At 57.4% G+C, this 18,240-nt stretch carries 12 protein-coding genes and 2 tRNA genes; 3 read left to right on the forward strand and 11 right to left on the reverse strand.

Annotated features, from left to right (window positions below):
• Positions 1-4 precede the first annotated feature (4 nt).
• The 4 genes from V8J88_RS10045 to coaD form a co-directional block, all read right to left on the reverse strand.
• Positions 5-478 carry a CreA family protein gene (locus V8J88_RS10045; RefSeq protein WP_338849326.1) on the reverse strand — a complete coding sequence of 158 codons (474 nt, stop codon included), beginning with the start codon at positions 476-478 and terminating at the stop codon, positions 5-7.
• Between the two features lie 69 nt (positions 479-547).
• The gene (locus V8J88_RS10050; protein WP_338849327.1) at positions 548-4,171 is read right to left on the reverse strand and encodes a hydantoinase B/oxoprolinase family protein; all 3,624 of its coding nucleotides are present in this window, start codon (positions 4,169-4,171) and stop codon (positions 548-550) included.
• Positions 4,172-4,215: 44 nt separating this feature from the next.
• Positions 4,216-5,337, reverse strand: a complete 1,122-nt coding sequence (locus V8J88_RS10055) for a GGDEF domain-containing protein (RefSeq protein WP_338849328.1) — start codon at positions 5,335-5,337, stop codon at positions 4,216-4,218.
• A gap of 2 nt (positions 5,338-5,339) precedes the next feature.
• The gene (coaD, locus tag V8J88_RS10060; RefSeq protein ID WP_338849330.1) at positions 5,340-6,527 is read right to left on the reverse strand and encodes a pantetheine-phosphate adenylyltransferase; all 1,188 of its coding nucleotides are present in this window, start codon (positions 6,525-6,527) and stop codon (positions 5,340-5,342) included.
• 264 nt (positions 6,528-6,791) lie between these two features.
• Between coaD and V8J88_RS10065 the strand changes: the two genes are divergently transcribed.
• Positions 6,792-8,357: an NAD(P)H-hydrate dehydratase gene (locus V8J88_RS10065; RefSeq protein WP_338849332.1), complete on the forward strand. Its 1,566-nt coding sequence runs from the start codon at positions 6,792-6,794 to the stop codon at positions 8,355-8,357.
• Positions 8,358-8,370: 13 nt separating this feature from the next.
• On the opposite strand, the gene V8J88_RS10070 is transcribed toward V8J88_RS10065, so the two are convergent.
• Positions 8,371-9,099, reverse strand: coding sequence for an ABC transporter ATP-binding protein (locus V8J88_RS10070; RefSeq protein WP_338849333.1), 729 nt, complete (start codon positions 9,097-9,099; stop codon positions 8,371-8,373).
• Here V8J88_RS10070 and V8J88_RS10075 point away from each other — a divergent pair.
• Positions 9,098-9,748, forward strand: coding sequence for an arylesterase (locus V8J88_RS10075; protein WP_338849334.1), 651 nt, complete (start codon positions 9,098-9,100; stop codon positions 9,746-9,748). The genes V8J88_RS10070 and V8J88_RS10075 overlap by 2 nt on opposite strands.
• Positions 9,745-10,800 carry a tRNA 2-selenouridine(34) synthase MnmH gene (gene mnmH, locus V8J88_RS10080; protein ID WP_338849336.1) on the forward strand — a complete coding sequence of 352 codons (1,056 nt, stop codon included), beginning with the start codon at positions 9,745-9,747 and terminating at the stop codon, positions 10,798-10,800. The genes V8J88_RS10075 and mnmH overlap by 4 nt, the downstream gene beginning before the upstream one ends.
• Before the next feature lie 62 nt (positions 10,801-10,862).
• On the opposite strand, the gene V8J88_RS10085 is transcribed toward mnmH, so the two are convergent.
• The 6 genes from V8J88_RS10085 to clpP form a co-directional block, all read right to left on the reverse strand.
• Entirely contained in the window at positions 10,863-12,854 is a 1,992-nt protein-coding gene (locus V8J88_RS10085) for a SurA N-terminal domain-containing protein (RefSeq protein ID WP_338849337.1), read from the reverse strand.
• Between the two features lie 89 nt (positions 12,855-12,943).
• A tRNA-Asp gene (locus tag V8J88_RS10090) sits at positions 12,944-13,020 on the reverse strand.
• 60 nt (positions 13,021-13,080) lie between these two features.
• A tRNA-Asp gene (locus tag V8J88_RS10095) sits at positions 13,081-13,157 on the reverse strand.
• Between the two features lie 173 nt (positions 13,158-13,330).
• On the reverse strand, positions 13,331-15,748 hold the full coding sequence (gene lon, locus V8J88_RS10100; RefSeq protein WP_338849338.1) for an endopeptidase La: 2,418 nt from the start codon (positions 15,746-15,748) through the stop codon (positions 13,331-13,333).
• A 371-nt stretch (positions 15,749-16,119) separates the two neighbouring features.
• A complete protein-coding gene (clpX, locus tag V8J88_RS10105) occupies positions 16,120-17,388 on the reverse strand; it encodes an ATP-dependent Clp protease ATP-binding subunit ClpX (RefSeq protein WP_338849339.1) in 1,269 nt (422 codons plus the stop codon).
• Positions 17,389-17,562: 174 nt separating this feature from the next.
• Complete coding sequence (gene clpP, locus V8J88_RS10110; protein ID WP_338849340.1) at positions 17,563-18,168, reverse strand: ATP-dependent Clp endopeptidase proteolytic subunit ClpP; 606 nt, start codon at positions 18,166-18,168, stop codon at positions 17,563-17,565.
• Positions 18,169-18,240: the final 72 nt, after the last annotated feature.

The raw sequence follows: 18,240 nt of genomic DNA on the forward strand, positions 1-18,240 counted from the left end.
CAGCTTATTTCCCCATCGGAATCCGGGTTGCCGCCGGCACTGGCACAGCGGTCACGCTGTTTTTCGGGCTGCCGTCAATCAAGCGGTCGGAATACACCAGATAAATCAGGGCATTGCGTTTGGCGTCGGCCATGCGCACCACCCGCACATGCTTGAAAATCAGGGATGCGCGTTCGGAAAACACTTCTTCCTTGGGCGGGATGTTGCCGTTAAAACGGATCTCACCCACTTGGCGGCAAGCCACCGAGGCTTCTGCCTTGTCTTCGGCAAGCCCCAAGGCGCCCGTGATGCCGCCGGTTTTTGAGCGCGATAAATAGCAGGACACGCCAGCCACTTTGGGATCATCAAACACTTGCACTTCCACTTTATGACTGGGGCCGATCAATTTAAAGGCGGTGTTGACTTCGCCGATGACCTCGGCTTGCGCGCTGGCAGCCAATACGCAACAAACGGCGCCTGCCGCGAATAATGCTTTCATTCCTGCTCTCCTGTTTAGACCTTCCCAGCTTTGGGAATGGTCTGCATGTGACGCCATATGCTGGCAAATTCAAGTCTGGCTGTCTGCCGGCGCGCCAAAGCCGCCGCCGCCCGGGGTTTCAATCACAAATATGTCACCCGCTTGCATCTCAGTTTTGCCGACATGCGCCACTTCCTCGCGCCGGCCGTCGCTGCGCAGCACCCAATTCACGCCGACTTGTCCCGCGCTGCCGCCGGCCAAGCCAAACGGCGCATGCAAGCGGTTATTCGACAAAATCGAGGCCGTCATGTTTTGCAAAAAGCGGATTTTGCGCACCCCGCCATTGCCGCCGCGCCAGCGCCCTGCCCCGCCTGAGCCAGGGCGGATGGCGTAGGACTCCAGCCGCACCGGATAGCGCAATTCCAGCACTTCCGGGTCTGTCAGGCGCGAATTGGTCATATGCGTTTGCACCACGTCGCAACCATCAAAACCCGGCCCGGCGCCGCTGCCGCCGGAAATCGTTTCGTAGTACTGGTATTGCGCATTGCCGAAGGTGAAATTGTTCATCGTGCCTTGCGCTGATGCCAGTACGCCGAGCGCGCCGTAGAGGGCATTCGTGACACAGGTTGAAGTTTCGACATTGCCTGAGACCACCGCCGCCGGATAGGCCGGATTGAGCATGCTGGGCGGAATGATGATATTCAACGGCCGCAAACAACCGGCGTTCAATGGGATCGGCTTATCCACCAGGGTGCGGAAGACATACAACACCGCCGCCTTGCAGACTGCCGCCGGGGCATTGAAGTTATTGTCCTGCTGCGCCGATGTGCCGCTAAAGTCGATGGTCGCGTTGCGTGCGGCGTGATCAAGCGTAATCCGCACCCGGATTCTGGCGCCATTATCGAGCGGGTAATCAAATTCGCCATCCGCCAGCGCTTCTATCACGCGCCGCACTTCGGCCTCGGCATTGTCTTGCACATGCGCCATATAGTCTTGCACCATGTGCAGGCCGAAATGGGCGATCATTTTGCGCAATTCTTCGACCCCGGTCTGGTTGGCCGCGATCTGGGCGCGCAAATCGGCCATATTCTGCTCAATATTGCGCGCCGGATATTTGCCGCTGCCCAGCAGTGCGCGGGTTTCCTGTTCGCAATAGCGGCCTGCATCGACCAATTTGAAATTCGTGATCAGCACGCCTTCTTCTTCGATATGGCGCGAATCCGGCGGCATCGAGCCTGGCGTGCTGCCGCCAATGTCGGCATGGTGGCCGCGCGAGGCGCAGTAAAACAGAATATGCCGCCCTTCATCATCAAACACCGGCGTGATCACCGTGATATCAGGCAGATGCGTGCCGCCGTGATAAGGGTCATTTAACATGAACACATCGCCGGCTTTCATCTGGCCGGCATTGGCCGCAATCACACTCTTGATGCTCTCGCCCATGGAACCCAGATGCACCGGCATATGCGGCGCATTCGCCACCAGATTGCCGTCGGCGTCAAACAGGGCGCAGCTGAAATCAAGCCGCTCTTTGATATTCACCGAACAGGCGGTGTTTTGCAGACATAAGCCCATCTGTTCCGCAATCGACATGAACAGATTATTGAAAATTTCCAGCATTACCGGGTCGGCCTTGTCGCTGTGAATGCGGGCGCGCTCGCTGCGCGGCAGGTAGCGCCGCAAAACCAGATGATCATATGCTGTGACCTGGGCTTGCCAGCCCGGCTCAATCACATTGGTGGCGTTGGCCTCTGCGATGATGGCCGGCCCGCGCACCACATCGCCGGGGCGCAAATCGGCGCGCACATACAGCGCGCAATCATGCCAGGAGGCGCCGGAATACATGCGCACCTGACTGTGCGGCGCCAATTCCCGGCGCGGCGCAAGCGTTTCCACACGCACACTCTGTTCCGGCGGCGCATCCGAGCGCCCCAGCGCTTCGACATACAGCGCTTCCACCATCAGGGCGCGCCCTGGCAGCAAAAAGGCGAAGCGCTGCAAATAGGCTTGCTCGAATTGGTCTTGCATATCCGCCGGCTCCGCCGCCAGCACGCTCAAGGCGGTGTCCGATCCCTGATAGCGCAGGCGCACATGGCCGATCACTTCAATCTGCTCCATCGCCACGCCCTGCGCCAGCAAGGCCGCGCGCGCGTCGTCGCCCAAGGCCTGCAGCTGCGCTTGCAATTGCGGCCACAGCGCTGGTTCCAGCAGCGCTTCGACGGCCTGTTCGCGGATCACGCTTTGATCCGCCAGCCCCATGCCATAGGCCGACAAAACGCCCGCCAAATTGTGCGCAAATACGGTTTCCATGCCCAGGGCGTCGGCCACCAGACAGGCATGCTGGCCGCCGGCCCCGCCAAAGGTGGCCAGGGCATAGGTGCTGACGTCATAACCGCGCGCAACTGAGATTTGCTTGATGGCGTTGGCCATATTGCCAATTGCGATTTGCAGATAGCCCTCGGCTACCTGCTCCGGGCTTAATTCATCAGCCGGGCTGCGGCTGGCGTTAATCTGCGCGCACAATTCAACAAAGCGCTGTTGCACCACATGCCGGTCCAGCGGGGCGTCGGCTTGCGGGCCGAAAATATGCGGGAAATGCGCAGCTTGCAATTTCCCCAGCATGAGATTGCAATCCGTGACCGTCAGCGGGCCGCCGCGCCGGTAACAGGCGGGGCCGGGGTTGGCTCCGGCGGAGTCCGGCCCGACTTGCATGCGGGCGCCGTCAAAATGCAAGATCGAACCGCCGCCGGCGGCCACGGTGTGAATCCGCATCATCGGCGCGCGCACTCTGACGCCGGCTACCATGGTTTCAAATTCGCGCTCGAATTCGCCCCCGAAATGTGACACATCGGTGGACGTGCCGCCCATATCAAAGCCAATCACTTTTTCAAAGCCGGCGTGCTGTGCGGTGCGCACCATGCCGACAATGCCGCCTGCCGGGCCAGACAAAATACTGTCTTTGCCGGCAAAACAGGCGGCGTCGGTCAAGCCGCCTGAGCTTTGCATGAATTGCAGCGGCGCGCCTTGCAATTCGCCGGCCACCTGCGCCACATAGCGCGCCAATACCGGCGATAAATAAGCATCCACCACAGTAGTGTCGCCGCGCGCCACCAGTTTGAGCAAGGGACTGACCTGATGCGACACGGAAATTTGCGTAAAGCCGCACTCGGCGGCAATCTGCGCCAGCTGTTTTTCATGCGCCGGATAGCGCCAGCCATGCATCAACACAATCGCCACGCTGCGTAAGCCGGCGCCATAGGCGGCTTGCATGGCTTGCCGCGCTTGCGCCGCGTCCAGCGCTTGCACAATCGAACCATCGGCGTCAATGCGCTCTTCAATTTCCGCCACCTGGCGGTAGAGCAGTTCGGGCAATTCAATGTGGCGCGCGAAAATCCGGGGCCGGTTCTGGTAAGCGATGCGCAAGGCGTCGCCAAAGCCGCGCGTCACCAGCAGCAATACCGCTTCGCCCTTGCGTTCGAGCAAGGCGTTGGTGGCCACGGTCGTGCCCATTTTGACAGCGCCGATTTGCTGCACGGGAATCGGCTCATGCGGCGCGAGGCCCAGCATGGCGCGGATGCCGGCAATTGCGGCGTCGCGGTAGTGTTCGGGATTTTCAGAGAGCAGCTTATGGGTGCGCAATTTGCCTTCAGGAGTGAGGGCGACCAGATCAGTAAACGTGCCGCCACGATCAATCCAAAATTGCCATTTTTGCATGATTTTATCCAAGAGATAGCAACGCTGCCGCGTTGCCGGTTATTTTAGAAAAATTCAATCGGTGTGGTGGTCTGTTCTGCTGAGGAGAATTCGCCCGCCGCCAACAGCGCTTCATATTGGCAGCAGCGATTGCGTCCATGTTGTTTTGCATAATACAGGGCCTGATCGGCATGTCCCAACACCTCAACCGGCGCTTCTTTGGGATGAAATGAGGTATAGCCGACAGACACCGTGATTTTGCCGACCTGCGGAAAATAATGATTTTCGACAGCGATACGGAAGCGCTCCATCACCACATTCACATCATCCACGCTGGCGGCATGCAGCAAGACCACGAATTCCTCGCCGCCGAAACGGAATACGCGATCATGCGCGCGAAAGGATTGGGTCATCAATTGCGCCACCAGAATCAAGACTTCATCGCCGTACAAGTGGCCGAAATTATCATTCACCTTTTTAAAGTGATCGATGTCCACCACCGCCAGCCATTCGCAGCGGCCATCTTCAGGGTGTTCCTGCGGCGTATTGCTGCGCATGGGGCGCGGCGGCTGGGCGCGCCGCCGCTCCGGGCGCAGGCTGGGCGCTGCCGGCTCCAGCACCTGGGCGATGCGGGTGGCCACTTTGGCGCGCGAAAAATGGCGCTCAAAGGTTTTGCGGTTCAGTAAGCCGGTCAGTGAATCACGTTCGGAATATTCCAGCAGGCTGTGAAAATTGCGATACACGCCGACCATCCCTTCCAGCATATCGAGCACGCGCGGCGGGAATGGCATGGCGCGCGCAATTTCAATGCAGGCGCTGGCATGCCCTTCGACCCAGATCGGCAACCACAGCAAATGTCCCCGGCTTTCGTCGCGTCCGTGCGCCAGCGCTTTGCCATGCTGTAGCGCATTCGAGAGCGCCGGAAAAAATGACAATGGGTTTAAAGGCGGCTCGTTTTCCGGATCTTCTTCCAACAAGCGGATTTCATTGTTTCTGACCCAGCCACGCAGGCGCAGCAAGCCCTGGCCGCGCACTTTGCCCTCCGGCTGGGTGGATTGGATTACGGAATACAGGCGCACTTCGCTGGCCTGCGCCATCTGCCACACTGCCGAGAGCATGGATAATTCGAGCAAATCGCCGTCGCGTTGCCCGGTCACCTCCAACATATGCTTGAGCAGGGGATCCACGGTTATGCTCCACTGTGTTGCAGTTTCAGCGCTGCGCTCAGCTGCGCGATTTCGCGCTGTAAATTCTGTTGCGCCATGGCCTGGTATTGGCTGGCGAAAAAGGCGTCGCCATACAGCGCGCCAGCAGCGTTTCTTTGCAATAAATGGCGTAAAGCGCCTACTCTGCGCTCACGGTATAAGGATGGCGCGACGTGCGCATATTCAGCCGCAATCGCTTGCGCGTATTGATTGTAAATGTCTTCATCCTGACCCAGAATCGATAAATCGGCAGACAACATCACATCTTTGGCCGGATGCAAAATCTGTTGTTCCTGGAAATGATCTGTCACGCGGATTAACTGCGCCACGCTCAAGGCTTCATCCTGCAACACCGGCAAACCTTGCGCCAGCCAGCGTTGCCAGGCTTGCGCGCTGGCTTCTTCATCGCTGCAAGCCGCATCTGCGCCCTGGTGATAAACAGCGTCATGAAACCAGAATGCTTTTTTCAGACAGGCCGCCTGATCCGCGTGGTTTGGATTGTTGGCGGCCCAGGTGCGTAATTCAGTCAAGCCATGCACCAAGTGGTCGCAGTTATGATAGGCGCGCTCCGGCGCGCCATATGATTGCGGGCCTAATAACCAGTCCAGGCAAGCCTGGCACACTTGCTTTTCTTCCGGTCCGAGCTGGTTGTATTGCCAAAGCTGCATCCATTCTTTACGCAACCAATCGTGAATCCAGGCGCGGTAGGCCGGCGGCGGCACGAATTTTTTCATATGCCAATGCCAGCCGACCGGGCCTTGCAAGGCGCGCACAAAGCTGGAGCTGACCGAACCCAGGTCGCGCGGCGGCATCACAAACACGGTCTTGGCGCCGTGCAGGACATCCACATTGGTTTGTTGAATCAGGTTTTCGTAATCAAAATCGCTGGTGTTGCGAATGCCGCGAATCAGGTAATCCACGCCATGCCGCTTGGCGGTGCGCGCAGTGTAGTCGCCGCGCACAATCATGACCTCGATATTGTCCCAGCCGCGCTCAGCCGTGCTTTCGAGAATGATGCGGCGACGTTCTTCCGCTGGAAATTGGGGCGTTTTCAAGGTGTTTTCAGAAAGAAACACCAAGACCTTGTCCGCCATGGCGCGCGCTTCGCCGATGACCCACATATGGCCATTGGTGATGGGGTCGAGCGTGCCGGAAAAACCGATGATGTTCATGAAATGACGCAGGGAGTGTGCTTGATGTACGAGTATAACCAAGAATCCCGGTCAACCTTGCTGCATAAGCATTTTTTTGCTGATTGCTTATGCGAAAATTACTCTGAGGAAATGCGCGCCGCCCCAAGCCCCGCCAGCAGCAGGCGCGACTGCATCATCGGGCGCCCTGTCCATAGATTTATGCGCCGCCATACGCAGCAAGCGGGGTTTTGGCTTAAGATGAAATATCACCCCGGCCTTCCCTTCATCTTCAGGAGAAATCGCATGAATTCCTTGTTTTCTGTGGCGCAGATACGGGAAATCGAGCAAGCCGCCTGCGCCAATTTAGCCACCGGCGCGCTGATGCAACGCGCCGGGGCCGCTGCGGCCAGACTGGCGCAGGAATTGGTCAGCGGGCCGAGCGGTTTATTACGGGTGCTGGTGTTGGCCGGGCCTGGCAATAATGGCGGCGATGCGCTGGATTGCGCCGCCCGTCTGTCACAAGCCGGCATGCAGGTGTCCTGTCTCTTGTTAAGCGAAACCGGTTTGACCCCGGATGCTGATCTGGCGCACAAACGCGCGCGCGCATCCGCTGTGCATTTCATCGATCCTGTCGCCGCCGGCGATCCGGCCTCCTCCATCACCTCGACCCGCTGGCATCTGGTGATTGACGGCTTATTCGGGATCGGCTTGACGCGCCCCTTGCATGGCGATTTGTTGCGCCTGGTGCACAGCGTGAATCATTTTCAATGCCCGGTGCTGGCGCTGGACGTGCCCAGCGGGCTGGATGCGGATACCGGCAATGTGGTGGGCTTCGATGCGGCTGACCCGCATGCGGCGCAGGCGATCCGCGCCAGCCATACGATTACTTTTATCGGTGACAAACCGGGCTTGCATACCGGGATGGCGCGCGATTATGTGGGACAGGTGCATGTCGCCCGTCTGGAAATTGACAGCCGCCTGTATAAGCCGAGTCATCTGGATTTGAACACAAGCGCTCTGTTTGCGCGTTGCAGCCGGCAGCGGCTGCACTACTCGCACAAACTGAGCCATGGCAATCTGGCCATCATCGGCGGCGCCCCCGGTATGAGCGGTGCGCTGATTCTGGCCGCGCGCGCCGCCTTGCTGGCCGGAGCCGGGCGGGTGCAGGTGTTTTTTGTGGCCCCGCAAAGCGCTTGTCCGCCGTTTGATCCGCAACATCCTGAATTAATGTGCCGCCCGCTGGAAAAAGAAGCGCCGCAGCAAGCGGTGCAAGTGGTCGGGCCTGGCATGGGGTCGAGTAAAGAAGCCTGCATCGCGCTCAAACATGCTTTGAGTTCTGACGCTGCACTGGTGTTGGATGCTGACGCCTTGAATTTGCTGTCTCTGGAGAGCGGCTTGCAGCAATTATTGCGCAGCCGGCGCGCCGCCAACATTCTCACGCCGCACCCGCTGGAAGCCGCCCGCTTATTGGGACAGGGTGCGCGCGGCGCGGCGCAAGTGCAGGCGGATCGCATCAAAGCCGCGCGCGAATTGGCGCAACGTTACGCAAGCATTGTGATTTTAAAAGGATCGGGCAGTATCATCGCCAACCCGCATGGCCATGTGGTGATCAATCCGACCGGCGGCCCGGCTTTGGCCACCGCCGGCACTGGCGATGTGCTGGCCGGATTATGCGGGGCTTTGCTGGCGCAACAGTGGCCGGCCTGGGAAGCAGCCTTGGCGGCCTGCTGGCTGCATGGCAAGGCCGGCGACAGTCTGACCCTGGAAATGGGCGGCGCTTGCGGCATCTGCGCCAGCGAGTTGCCGGCGCAGATCCGGCGCGAACTCAATCAATTGCTGCGTGATCACCCGCATCAGGCGCTGCGCTGAGCGGGCCATGGCTTCAATCCTGTTGCTGCAGCTGACCTGCCGCCATGCGGATGCGCCGGCCACAGCGTGCGGCAATCGCCGGATCATGCGTCACCAGCACCAGAGTCGAACCGCGTTCGCGGTTCATGGCGAACATCAGGTCAATAATCGCCTCGCCATTGGCGGCGTCCAGGCTGCCGGTCGGTTCATCGGCCAGCAACAGCGGCGGTTGATTGACAAAGGCGCGCGCCAGCGCGACGCGCTGTTGCTCGCCGCCTGACAGATATTTGGGCAAGTGCTGCAAGCGTGCGCCCAGCCCCACTCTTTGCAGCATGGCTTGCGCGGCTTCCTGGGGATTGCGTTCTCCTTGCAGTTCAAGCGGCAGCATCACATTTTCCAGCGCGGTGAGGTGCGGCAAGAGTTGAAACGACTGGAACACAAAACCCATGCGTTGCGCGCGCAGTCTGGCGCGCGCATCTTCGTTCATGGCGAAAATATCCACGCCTTCCAACAGGACTTTGCCGCTGCTTGGCGTATCCAAGCCGGCCAGCAAGCCCAATAAGGTGGATTTGCCGGAACCGGATGCGCCAATGATGGCCAGCGTTTCGCCACGCTTAACGGTAAAATCGACACCTTGCAAGATGGATAGCAAGCCGCCGGCGTCTTGCACCTGTTTGCAAAGCGCGGATACGCAAATCGCGTCTTCTGCCGTGGTTTCTTGGGGCGCCTGGCGCGCCACACTCGATGAGGATGAAAAAGGCATGCCGTATTATCCAATGATGATCAAATTTTTCCATGTGTGCTTTGGCCTGCTGCTGCTTGCGGCTGGGCGCGACGGCTATTGTGCAACAAAAAACCTGCTCGTGCTGGGCGACTCGCTCTCAGCGGAATACGGGATTGCGCGCGGCAGCGGCTGGGTGGCGCAATTACAGGCGCGCTTGCAAAAAAGTCATCCCGAATACCAGGTGATTAACGCCAGCGTATCCGGCGAGACTTCCAGCGGCGGCAAGTCGCGTCTGCCGGCCTTGCTCAAGCAACATCAGCCGGCGATTGTGATTATTGAGCTGGGCGGGAATGACGGCTTGCGCGGGCTGCCGGTTGCGGCCTTGAGCGCGAATTTGCAAAGCATGGTCAAAGACAGCAAGGCGGCTGGCGCGCGCGTGCTCTTGGCGGGTATGCAAATCCCGCCCAATTACGGCCAGCAATATACGCAAAAATTTTATGCCGCCTTCGCCACAGTGGCGCAACAGGAAAAAGTCGCGCTGCTGCCGTTTTTGCTCAAGGGCGTGGCGGAAAATGAGGATTTATTCCAGGCTGACCGGATTCACCCCAAGCAGGAAGCGCATGCGCAAATTCTGGAAAACATATGGCCGGTTCTGTCGCCATTATTAAAAAATACAAAAGCCAAATGAAATACCCGCACATCGTCAGCGCTGATGCGCTCGCCGCCTGCATGGATCAAGGCATGTCTGTGTTGGACGTGCGCTCGCCGTCCGAATTCCTGCTTGATCATGTCCCCGGGGCGGAAAATTTCCCGGTGCTAGATGATGCGCAGCGGGTCACTGTGGGCACGCTCTACAAACAGCAAGGCCCGTTTGAAGCGAAAAAAATCGGCGCCGCGCTGGTGGCGGCGAATGTGGCGCAGCATTTGCAACAATCCTGGCAAGGCCATGGGCGCGATTGGCGCCCCTTGGTGTATTGCTGGCGCGGCGGCAACCGCAGCGGCGCCTGCGCCCATATTCTGGCCAAAATCGGCTGGCCGGTGCATCTACTGGAGGGCGGTTACAAGGCTTATCGTCAATATGTGGCGGCCAGCTTACCGGGCTTGGCGCAGGGACTGGAGCTGCGCATTGTATGCGGCATGACCGGGGTCGGTAAAAGCCGCCTGCTGCAAGCACTGGCGCAAGCCGGCGCGCAGGTCTTGGATCTGGAAGAATTGGCGTGTCATCGCGGCTCCCTGCTGGGCCATTTGCCGGAGCAGGCGCAGCCCTCGCAAAAAGCATTTGAATCGGCCTTGTGGGAGAAAATGCGCCGTTTTGATGTTACGCGGGTGGTGTATGTGGAGGCGGAAAGTCAAAAAGTGGGCAATCTGCGCGTGCCGGAATCGCTGATTCAGCGCATGCGTCAGGCGCCCTGCCTGTTTTTACAAGCCGCCCTGCCCTTGCGCGTGGAATTGCTGTTGCAAGACTATGCCCATTTCACCACAGCGCCCGATGGATTGCTGCAAAAACTGGCTTTTCTGACGCCTTTGCATGGCCGCGCCACAGTCCAACAATGGGAGCAAATGGTGCGCCTGGGACAGTTTGCGCAAGTCACCCAAGCCTTGCTGGAACAACATTACGACCCGAGTTATTTACGTTCGATGCAGCGCAATTTCAGCCTGTTCCACAACGCACACAGCTGGGAGCTGCGCGATTTGCAGGATTTTCCGCGCTTGGCGCAAGAGATCATCGCTGCAGCCTGAGGTCTGCGCCAATAAAAAACGCCCCGCATGCGGGGCGTTTTTACTTCCAGCTCCAGCGCAGCTTACTTCTTCGCGCTGGCTTCAGCAGAGGCTGCAGCGGAAGCTGAGGCCGATGCAGAAGCCGAGGCCGATGCAGAAGCTTCAATGCCAGCGTTTTGCTTAAACACTTTCACCTTGTGTTTTTGCTTATACCACTCCAGACTGGCGGCGATTTCCTGTTGCGCATAGGCGTTTCCGACTTGCTGCGCCAACTGCGCGCGCATGGCTTCATCGGGTTTTTCCTTTTGCGAGACTTTGGTGATGCGATACAGGCCATAACCGGCGCCCGGCACTTCCGCGCCGACCAGCACGGGCAGCTTGCTGATATCGGCTTTCATCACCGCTTCAAATGCCGCCGGCGGCAGCGCCGGTTGCTGGGAATCGCGCGACACCTGCTTTTCAGTGGCAAAGCCGCTGGCGTCATCCTTGGCTTTGAGCGCCGCCAGGCGCGCTTCGCCATCAGCCTTGGCCAGTTTTGCCATTTCCTTTTCACGCAGGAAGGCTTCAATTGCCGGTTTCACATCCGCCAGCGCACGCGGTTTGGCCGGGCGGTGTTCTGTCACATGGCCGGCGATCAAGACGCCATTGCCGATGTCCACCACGTCGGTATTGCGCTTGCCTTTCAGAATGTCTTCCTTGGAAAACACCGCGCTCAGGAATTTCGGATTGTTATACGGGGTGGCGATGCCTAAACCCGGATCCGGCTCGCGGCCCAGATTGTCCACCACTTCAATCTTCAATTTCAGCTTGGCGTGCTCGGCAACGCCCTTCAAATCGGATTGCTCATCCACCGTATTGGAGAAGATTTCACTCAATTCAGAGAGCTTTTTCTTGACCGCATCTTTTTTCAATTCGGCCAGAATGCCATCTTTGACTTCTTCATACGGCTTGGTGGCTGCCGGCTGGATATCGCTCACCAGCAAAATGTGATAACCGAACTGGGTTTGCACCAATTCGCTGATCTGATCTTTTTTCAGAGCGAAAGCGGCTTGCTCAAATTCTTTGACCATTTCGCCATTGGCCATGATAAAGCCCAGGCTGCCGCCTTCCTGCGCAGAACCGGGGTCATCGGAATTCTTTTTGGCGACATCGGCAAAGCTGGCTGGAGCGGCTTTGAGTTCGGCCAGCAATTTGGCGGCTTTGGCTTTGGCGGCGTCTTTTTCGGCCTGGCTGGCGCCGGCTTTGACCAGGATGTGCGAGACTTTGCGGCGTTCGGTCGAGCCGTATTTGCTCAGATTGTCTTTGTAATATTTTTGCGCGGCGGCTTCATCAGCCTGCACCAAGGCATCCACCTGGGCCGGGCCTAACACCACATATTCCACCTTGGCGCTTTCGCGGGTTTTGAATTTGTCGGCGTTTTTGTCGTAGTAGTCTTTGATCATTTCCTCAGTCAATTTCACTTTGTCGGCGAAATCGCTGTTTTTGATCATCAACTCTTGCACGCTGCGCTGCTGCTCGAACAATTCGGCAAAACGGGTGCTGACGGTTTTCGGAATAAAGGAAGAGGCGCCGAGCGCGACGCCGAGTTGCTGACGCGTCATGCCATCGCGCAAATTGGCTTCATATTGTGCGCTGCTGGCGCCGACGCGTTCCAGGAATTTCTGATAATTCGCATTATCAATCTTGCCATCCGCAGCGATAATCCCGGGCACTTGTTCTTTCAGCGCATCCAACACCATGCTGTCAGGCACGGTCAGCAAACGGCTGCGCGCTTCGGCGCCAAGCACACGCTCATTGACCAATTGATCCAGCACGCCCTGCTTCATCTCAGCCGTTTCAAACAGCTTGGGATCATAGTTTTGCCCCAAGCGGGCGCGCATGTTTTCAATCTGGTTGCGCAGCACATTGTCCCATTCCTGCTTGGTGACCGAGGATTTGCCGACCTGGGCCACATCGGTATCCACCTCGTTCAACGAGCGCAAACCTTCAATCCCGCCCAGCACAAAGGGGGGCAGCACAATCAGAACCAGCACCCCTTGCACAATTTTTGGATTTTCACGTACAAATTCAAGCATCGTAGGCCATCTCGTTATAGTTGGAAGCACGCCGCAATGCGGCGCGCGGATGTGAAAAAAGGCGAACCATGTTCGCCTTTTTTCGATGTTGGCGGAGCGGACGGGGCTCGAACCCGCGACCCCCGGCGTGACAGGCCGGTATTCTAACCAACTGAACTACCGCTCCATGCAAGCTGCTGAGCAACTCACGAAAACTGTCAGCTTTCGGCTGACTTGACGATCTTATTGGCGGAGCGGACGGGGCTCGAACCCGCGACCCCCGGCGTGACAGGCCGGTATTCTAACCAACTGAACTACCGCTCCAACTCAGATGCGTCAAAGGCATTATTATAGTACGTCTTTTGCAGCATTTCCAGTATTCCAAACTGGATTTTTGCGTTTTTCCTGCATTTTTTTGCCGCGCCGGCGTCTCGCGCCAGCTGGCAATGGGACAGATCCGCGCCGACGCGGCAAAGCGCCGGCGCGGGCGCGCTGAATCAATGTTTGGTCAGCGCGCTTTTATCGTTTCCCGCTTCTTTCCCCGCCACGGCTGCCGCTTCCACCGCAGGCTCAGGTTCAGCCAAAGGCTGCGGCGCACGTTCCAGCGCCAGTTCCAGCACCTTGTCAATCCACTTCACCGGTACGATTTCCAGCTTGTTTTTGACATTGTCCGGAATTTCCGCCAGATCTTTGACATTGCCCTCGGGGATCAAGACCGTCTTGATGCCGCCGCGATGCGCCGCCAGCAGTTTTTCCTTCAGGCCGCCAATCGGCAAGACTTCGCCGCGCAAGGTGATTTCACCTGTCATGGCGACGCCGGCTTTAACCGGAATCCCGGTAAACACCGAAACCATGGCGGTGGTCATGCCGATGCCGGCGGAAGGGCCGTCTTTCGGCGTGGCGCCTTCCGGCATGTGGATATGGATGTCAGTCTTTTCAAATACCTCATCCACAATCCCCAAGCGCTGGGCGCGGCTGCGCACCACGGTGCGCGCGGCTTCAATCGACTCTTTCATCACATCGCCCAGCGTACCGGTGCGGATGATATTGCCTTTGCCGGTCATTTTTACCGCTTCAATCGTCAGCAGATCGCCGCCCACCTCGGTCCAGGCCAAGCCGACCACCTGTCCGACTTGCGGGTCTTTTTCCGCCACCCCGAAGTCATAGCGGCGCACGCCTAAGAATTTATCCAGATTCTTGGGAGTGACAGTGACTTTTTTCTCCGATTTTTTGAGCAGCAGCATCTTGACCACTTTGCGGCAGATCTTGGAGACTTCACGCTCCAGCGCACGCACCCCGGCTTCGCGTGTGTAGTAGCGGATGATGTCGCGCAAGGCGGCTTCGGAAATGCTGACCTCATCCTCTTTCAAGCCATTGTTTTTCAATTGCTTGGGCAAGAGGTAGCGCAAGGCGATGCTGGTCTTTTCATCCTCGGTGTAACCCGACAGGCGGATCACTTCCATACGGTCAAGCAAGGCCGGCGGAATATTGTAGGAATTCGAGGTGGCGACAAACATCACGTCGGACAAATCGAAATCGACTTCAATATAGTGATCTGAGAACGTGTGATTTTGCTCAGGATCCAGCACTTCAAGAAGGGCCGAGGCCGGATCACCACGGAAGTCGGCCCCCATCTTGTCCACTTCATCGAGCAAAAACAGCGGATTGCGCACGCCGACCTTGGTCAGACTTTGCAAAATCTTGCCCGGCATGGAGCCGATATAAGTGCGGCGATGGCCACGGATTTCCGCTTCATCACGCACCCCGCCCAGCGCCATGCGCACGAATTTGCGGTTGGTGGCGCGCGCAATCGACTGCCCCAGCGAGGTCTTACCCACGCCCGGCGGGCCGACAAAGCACAGAATCGGCGCTTTGAGTTTGTCCACGCGCTGTTGCACCGCCAAATATTCCAGGATGCGTTCTTTGACTTTTTCCAAGCCATAGTGATCCGCTTCGAGCACTTTTTCGGCATTGGACAGGTCGGCGCTGATCTTGGATTTCTTTTTCCATGGCAGATTGACCAGGGTGTCGATGTAGTTGCGCACCACGGTGGCTTCAGCCGACATGGGCGACATCAACTTCAATTTTTTCAGCTCGGCCTGGGCTTTTTCCAAAGCTTCCTTGGGCATCTTGGCGGCCAGAATTTTCTTTTCCAGCTCGTCCAGATCAGCGCCGTCTTCGCCCTCGCCCAGTTCCTTCTGAATTGCTTTGACCTGTTCGTTAAGGTAGTACTCGCGCTGCGATTTTTCCATCTGGCGCTTGACGCGGCCACGGATGCGCTTTTCCACCTGCAGAATATCGAGTTCGCCTTCGAGCTGGCCTAAGAGGTGTTCGAGGCGGCGCGAAACATTGAAAATCTCCAGAATCACTTGCTTCTGTTCGAGTTTCAAAGGCAGATGCGCCGCCACGGTGTCAGCCAGGCGGCCGGCGTCATCGATACTGGCCAGCGAAGCCAGGATTTCCGGCGGGATTTTTTTGTTCAGTTTCACATACTGATCAAACTGCTGCACGATGGCGCGGCGCAGCGCTTCGACTTCCGCCTCATTGCCCAAATCGCTCAAAATCGGCGTCAGTTCCGCCACAAAGAAATTATCATTCTCGCGGATGTGATGAATTTTGGCGCGCTGCGCGCCTTCGACCAGCACTTTGACCGTGCCGTCCGGCAGTTTCAGCATCTGCAGGATGTTCGCCACACAACCGATTTCATAAATATCCGTCGCGGTTGGCTCATCCTTGGCCGCCGCTTTTTGCGCCGCCAGCATGATGCTCTTGCCCGCTTCCATCGCAGCTTCCAGCGCTTTGATCGATTTCGGACGTCCGACAAACAAAGGAATCACCATGTGCGGAAACACGACCACGTCGCGCAAAGGCAGCAAAGGTAATTGGGTTTGCTCAGTAAATTTGGAGATTGTCATGGCATACCTTTTCTAAAATCTGGGTACGATGTTGGCGCATTTACTTAAAACTCAAGGGTGCAGCGTAAAAATCTTTCCGCCACCCCATGCGCATCATCCCAACAAACCCTCAATAACAGGCGCGTGGCGCTGCGCCCTTCCTGGTTGATCTTCAGTTTGCTTACCGCTGCAAACCACCAAAGCAAAAAGCCACCAGTTTTGCGTAAAGCAAAGCTGTGTGGCTTTTCGGTTGAAGCCTGTTGCCTTGAAGCATGTCTTCAGGCGTTTTTACCCATTGTACCGCGATTGATGGCAAATTCAGGTTTAACAGCCTTTTTTTGACAGTGGCGTTGCATCGATGCAGCCGGCGGCGTTTGCGCGCCGCCGCCCGCTCAGTTTTCGCCTGACGCCTTGGGCATATCGCGGTAAATCAAGAGCGGTTTGCCGCTGGAGGTGATGGTGTTTTCATCAATCACCACCTTGCTGACATTGTCCAGGCCCGGCAATTCATACATCACGTCCAGCAATGCATGTTCCAGAATGGAGCGCAAACCGCGTGCGCCGGTTTTGCGCGCAATCGCTTTTTTGGCGATTGCATGCAAGGCGGCGGGCCGCACTTCCAGCTCAGAGCCTTCCATTTCCAACAGCTTGGAATACTGCTTGATGAGGGCGTTTTTAGGTTCGATCAGGATCTGAATCAAAGCGTCTTCGGTCAATTCATTGAGCGTGGCGACCACCGGCAGACGGCCCACCAGCTCGGGAATCAAGCCGAACTTGATCAAATCCTCAGGCTCCACCTGCTGCAGCACGCTGCTGGATTCCTCTTCCTCCTTGCTCTTGACCGAGGCGGCAAAGCCGATCGAGCTTTTTTCCGAGCGGTTGGAGATGATGCGTGAGAGGCCATCAAAGGCGCCGCCGCAAATAAAGAGGATATTGGTGGTGTCAATCTGCACAAAATCCTGATTCGGATGTTTGCGCCCGCCTTGCGGCGGCACTGACGCCATGGTGCCTTCGATCAGTTTGAGCAATGCCTGCTGCACGCCTTCGCCGGAGACGTCGCGCGTGATTGAGGGATTGTCGGATTTACGCGAAATCTTGTCGATTTCATCAATATAGACGATGCCGCGCTGGGCTTTTTCAACTTCATAGCCACAGCTTTGCAGCAGCTTTTGAATGATGTTTTCCACGTCTTCGCCAACATAACCGGCTTCGGTCAGGGTGGTGGCGTCGGCGATCACAAACGGCACATTCAGCTTGCGCGCCAGGGTCTGGGCCAGCAGGGTCTTACCGGAGCCGGTCGGCCCCACCAGCAGAATATTGCTCTTGGCCAGTTCGACTTCGTCTTTCTTGCCCAGATGCTTTAAGCGCTTGTAGTGGTTATACACCGCCACGGCCAGGATACGCTTGGCGGTGGACTGGCCGATCACATATTGATCGAGCAGTTCACAGATTTCCTGCGGGGTGGGTAAATCGGACTTGGCGCTGCCGCCACTTTCAATCGTGGTCGCCTCATCGCGGATAATGTCGTTGCACAGGTCTATGCATTCATCGCAGATGAAGACCGATGGCCCGGCGATCAGTTTCTTGACCTCGTGCTGGCTTTTGCCACAGAACGAGCAATATAACAACTTTTCGCCGCTGGAGGATTTTTTGTCTGACATGGGAAAAATTCCAGTTTGATTACTTCCATATTATCGGGCAAATTTCGCTTTTGTGGCGAATTGCGGCGCGATATTCGCCACTGCGGCATTTTGTCATGCGCACAGAAGGCCGAAAAAACGACAACGCCCGCGCGCGTTGATGCGGCGGGCGTCGCCTGCGTTCCTGTGCGGCAATCAGGAGTTACGCTTGCTCAATACCTTGTCGATCAAGCCGTAGTCAATCGCTTCCTGCGCAGACATAAAATTGTCGCGTTCGGTGTCGATCGCCACCTGCTCGACCGTGCGGCCGGTCAGCTCAGCAAAAATCTCATTGAAACGGGAACGGACATATTTCAATTCTTTGGCTTGAATCTCGATATCCGAAGCCTGCCCGCGCGCACCGCCTGAGGGCTGGTGAATCATAATGCGCGAATTCGGCAGCGAAAAACGTTTGCCCTTGGCGCCTGCAGCCAGCAGGAAGGCGCCCATCGAGGCCGCCATGCCGGTGCACAGGGTGCTGACATTGGGCTTGATGAATTGCATGGTGTCATAAATCGCCATGCCGGCGGAAATCGAACCGCCAGGAGAATTGATGTAGAGGGAAATATCCTTGTCAGGATTTTCACTTTCCAAAAACAATAACTGCGCAACGACCAGGTTGGCCATGTGGTCTTCCACCGGGCCTACCAGAAAGACGACACGCTCTTTGAGCAGGCGCGAATAGATATCATACGATCTTTCGCCACGCCCGCTTTGCTCGATCACATACGGGATGAAACCCAGATTTTGCACGTCTTGCATATCGCTCTCTTCCTTGTTGATACGCCCCGCAACCGGGGCTGTGGCAGCAGATGGCGCCGCTTGCGCAAAATT

The organism is Massilia sp. W12 (genome assembly GCF_037300705.1).
Classification (GTDB): Bacteria; Pseudomonadota; Gammaproteobacteria; order Burkholderiales; family Burkholderiaceae_D; genus JACPVY01.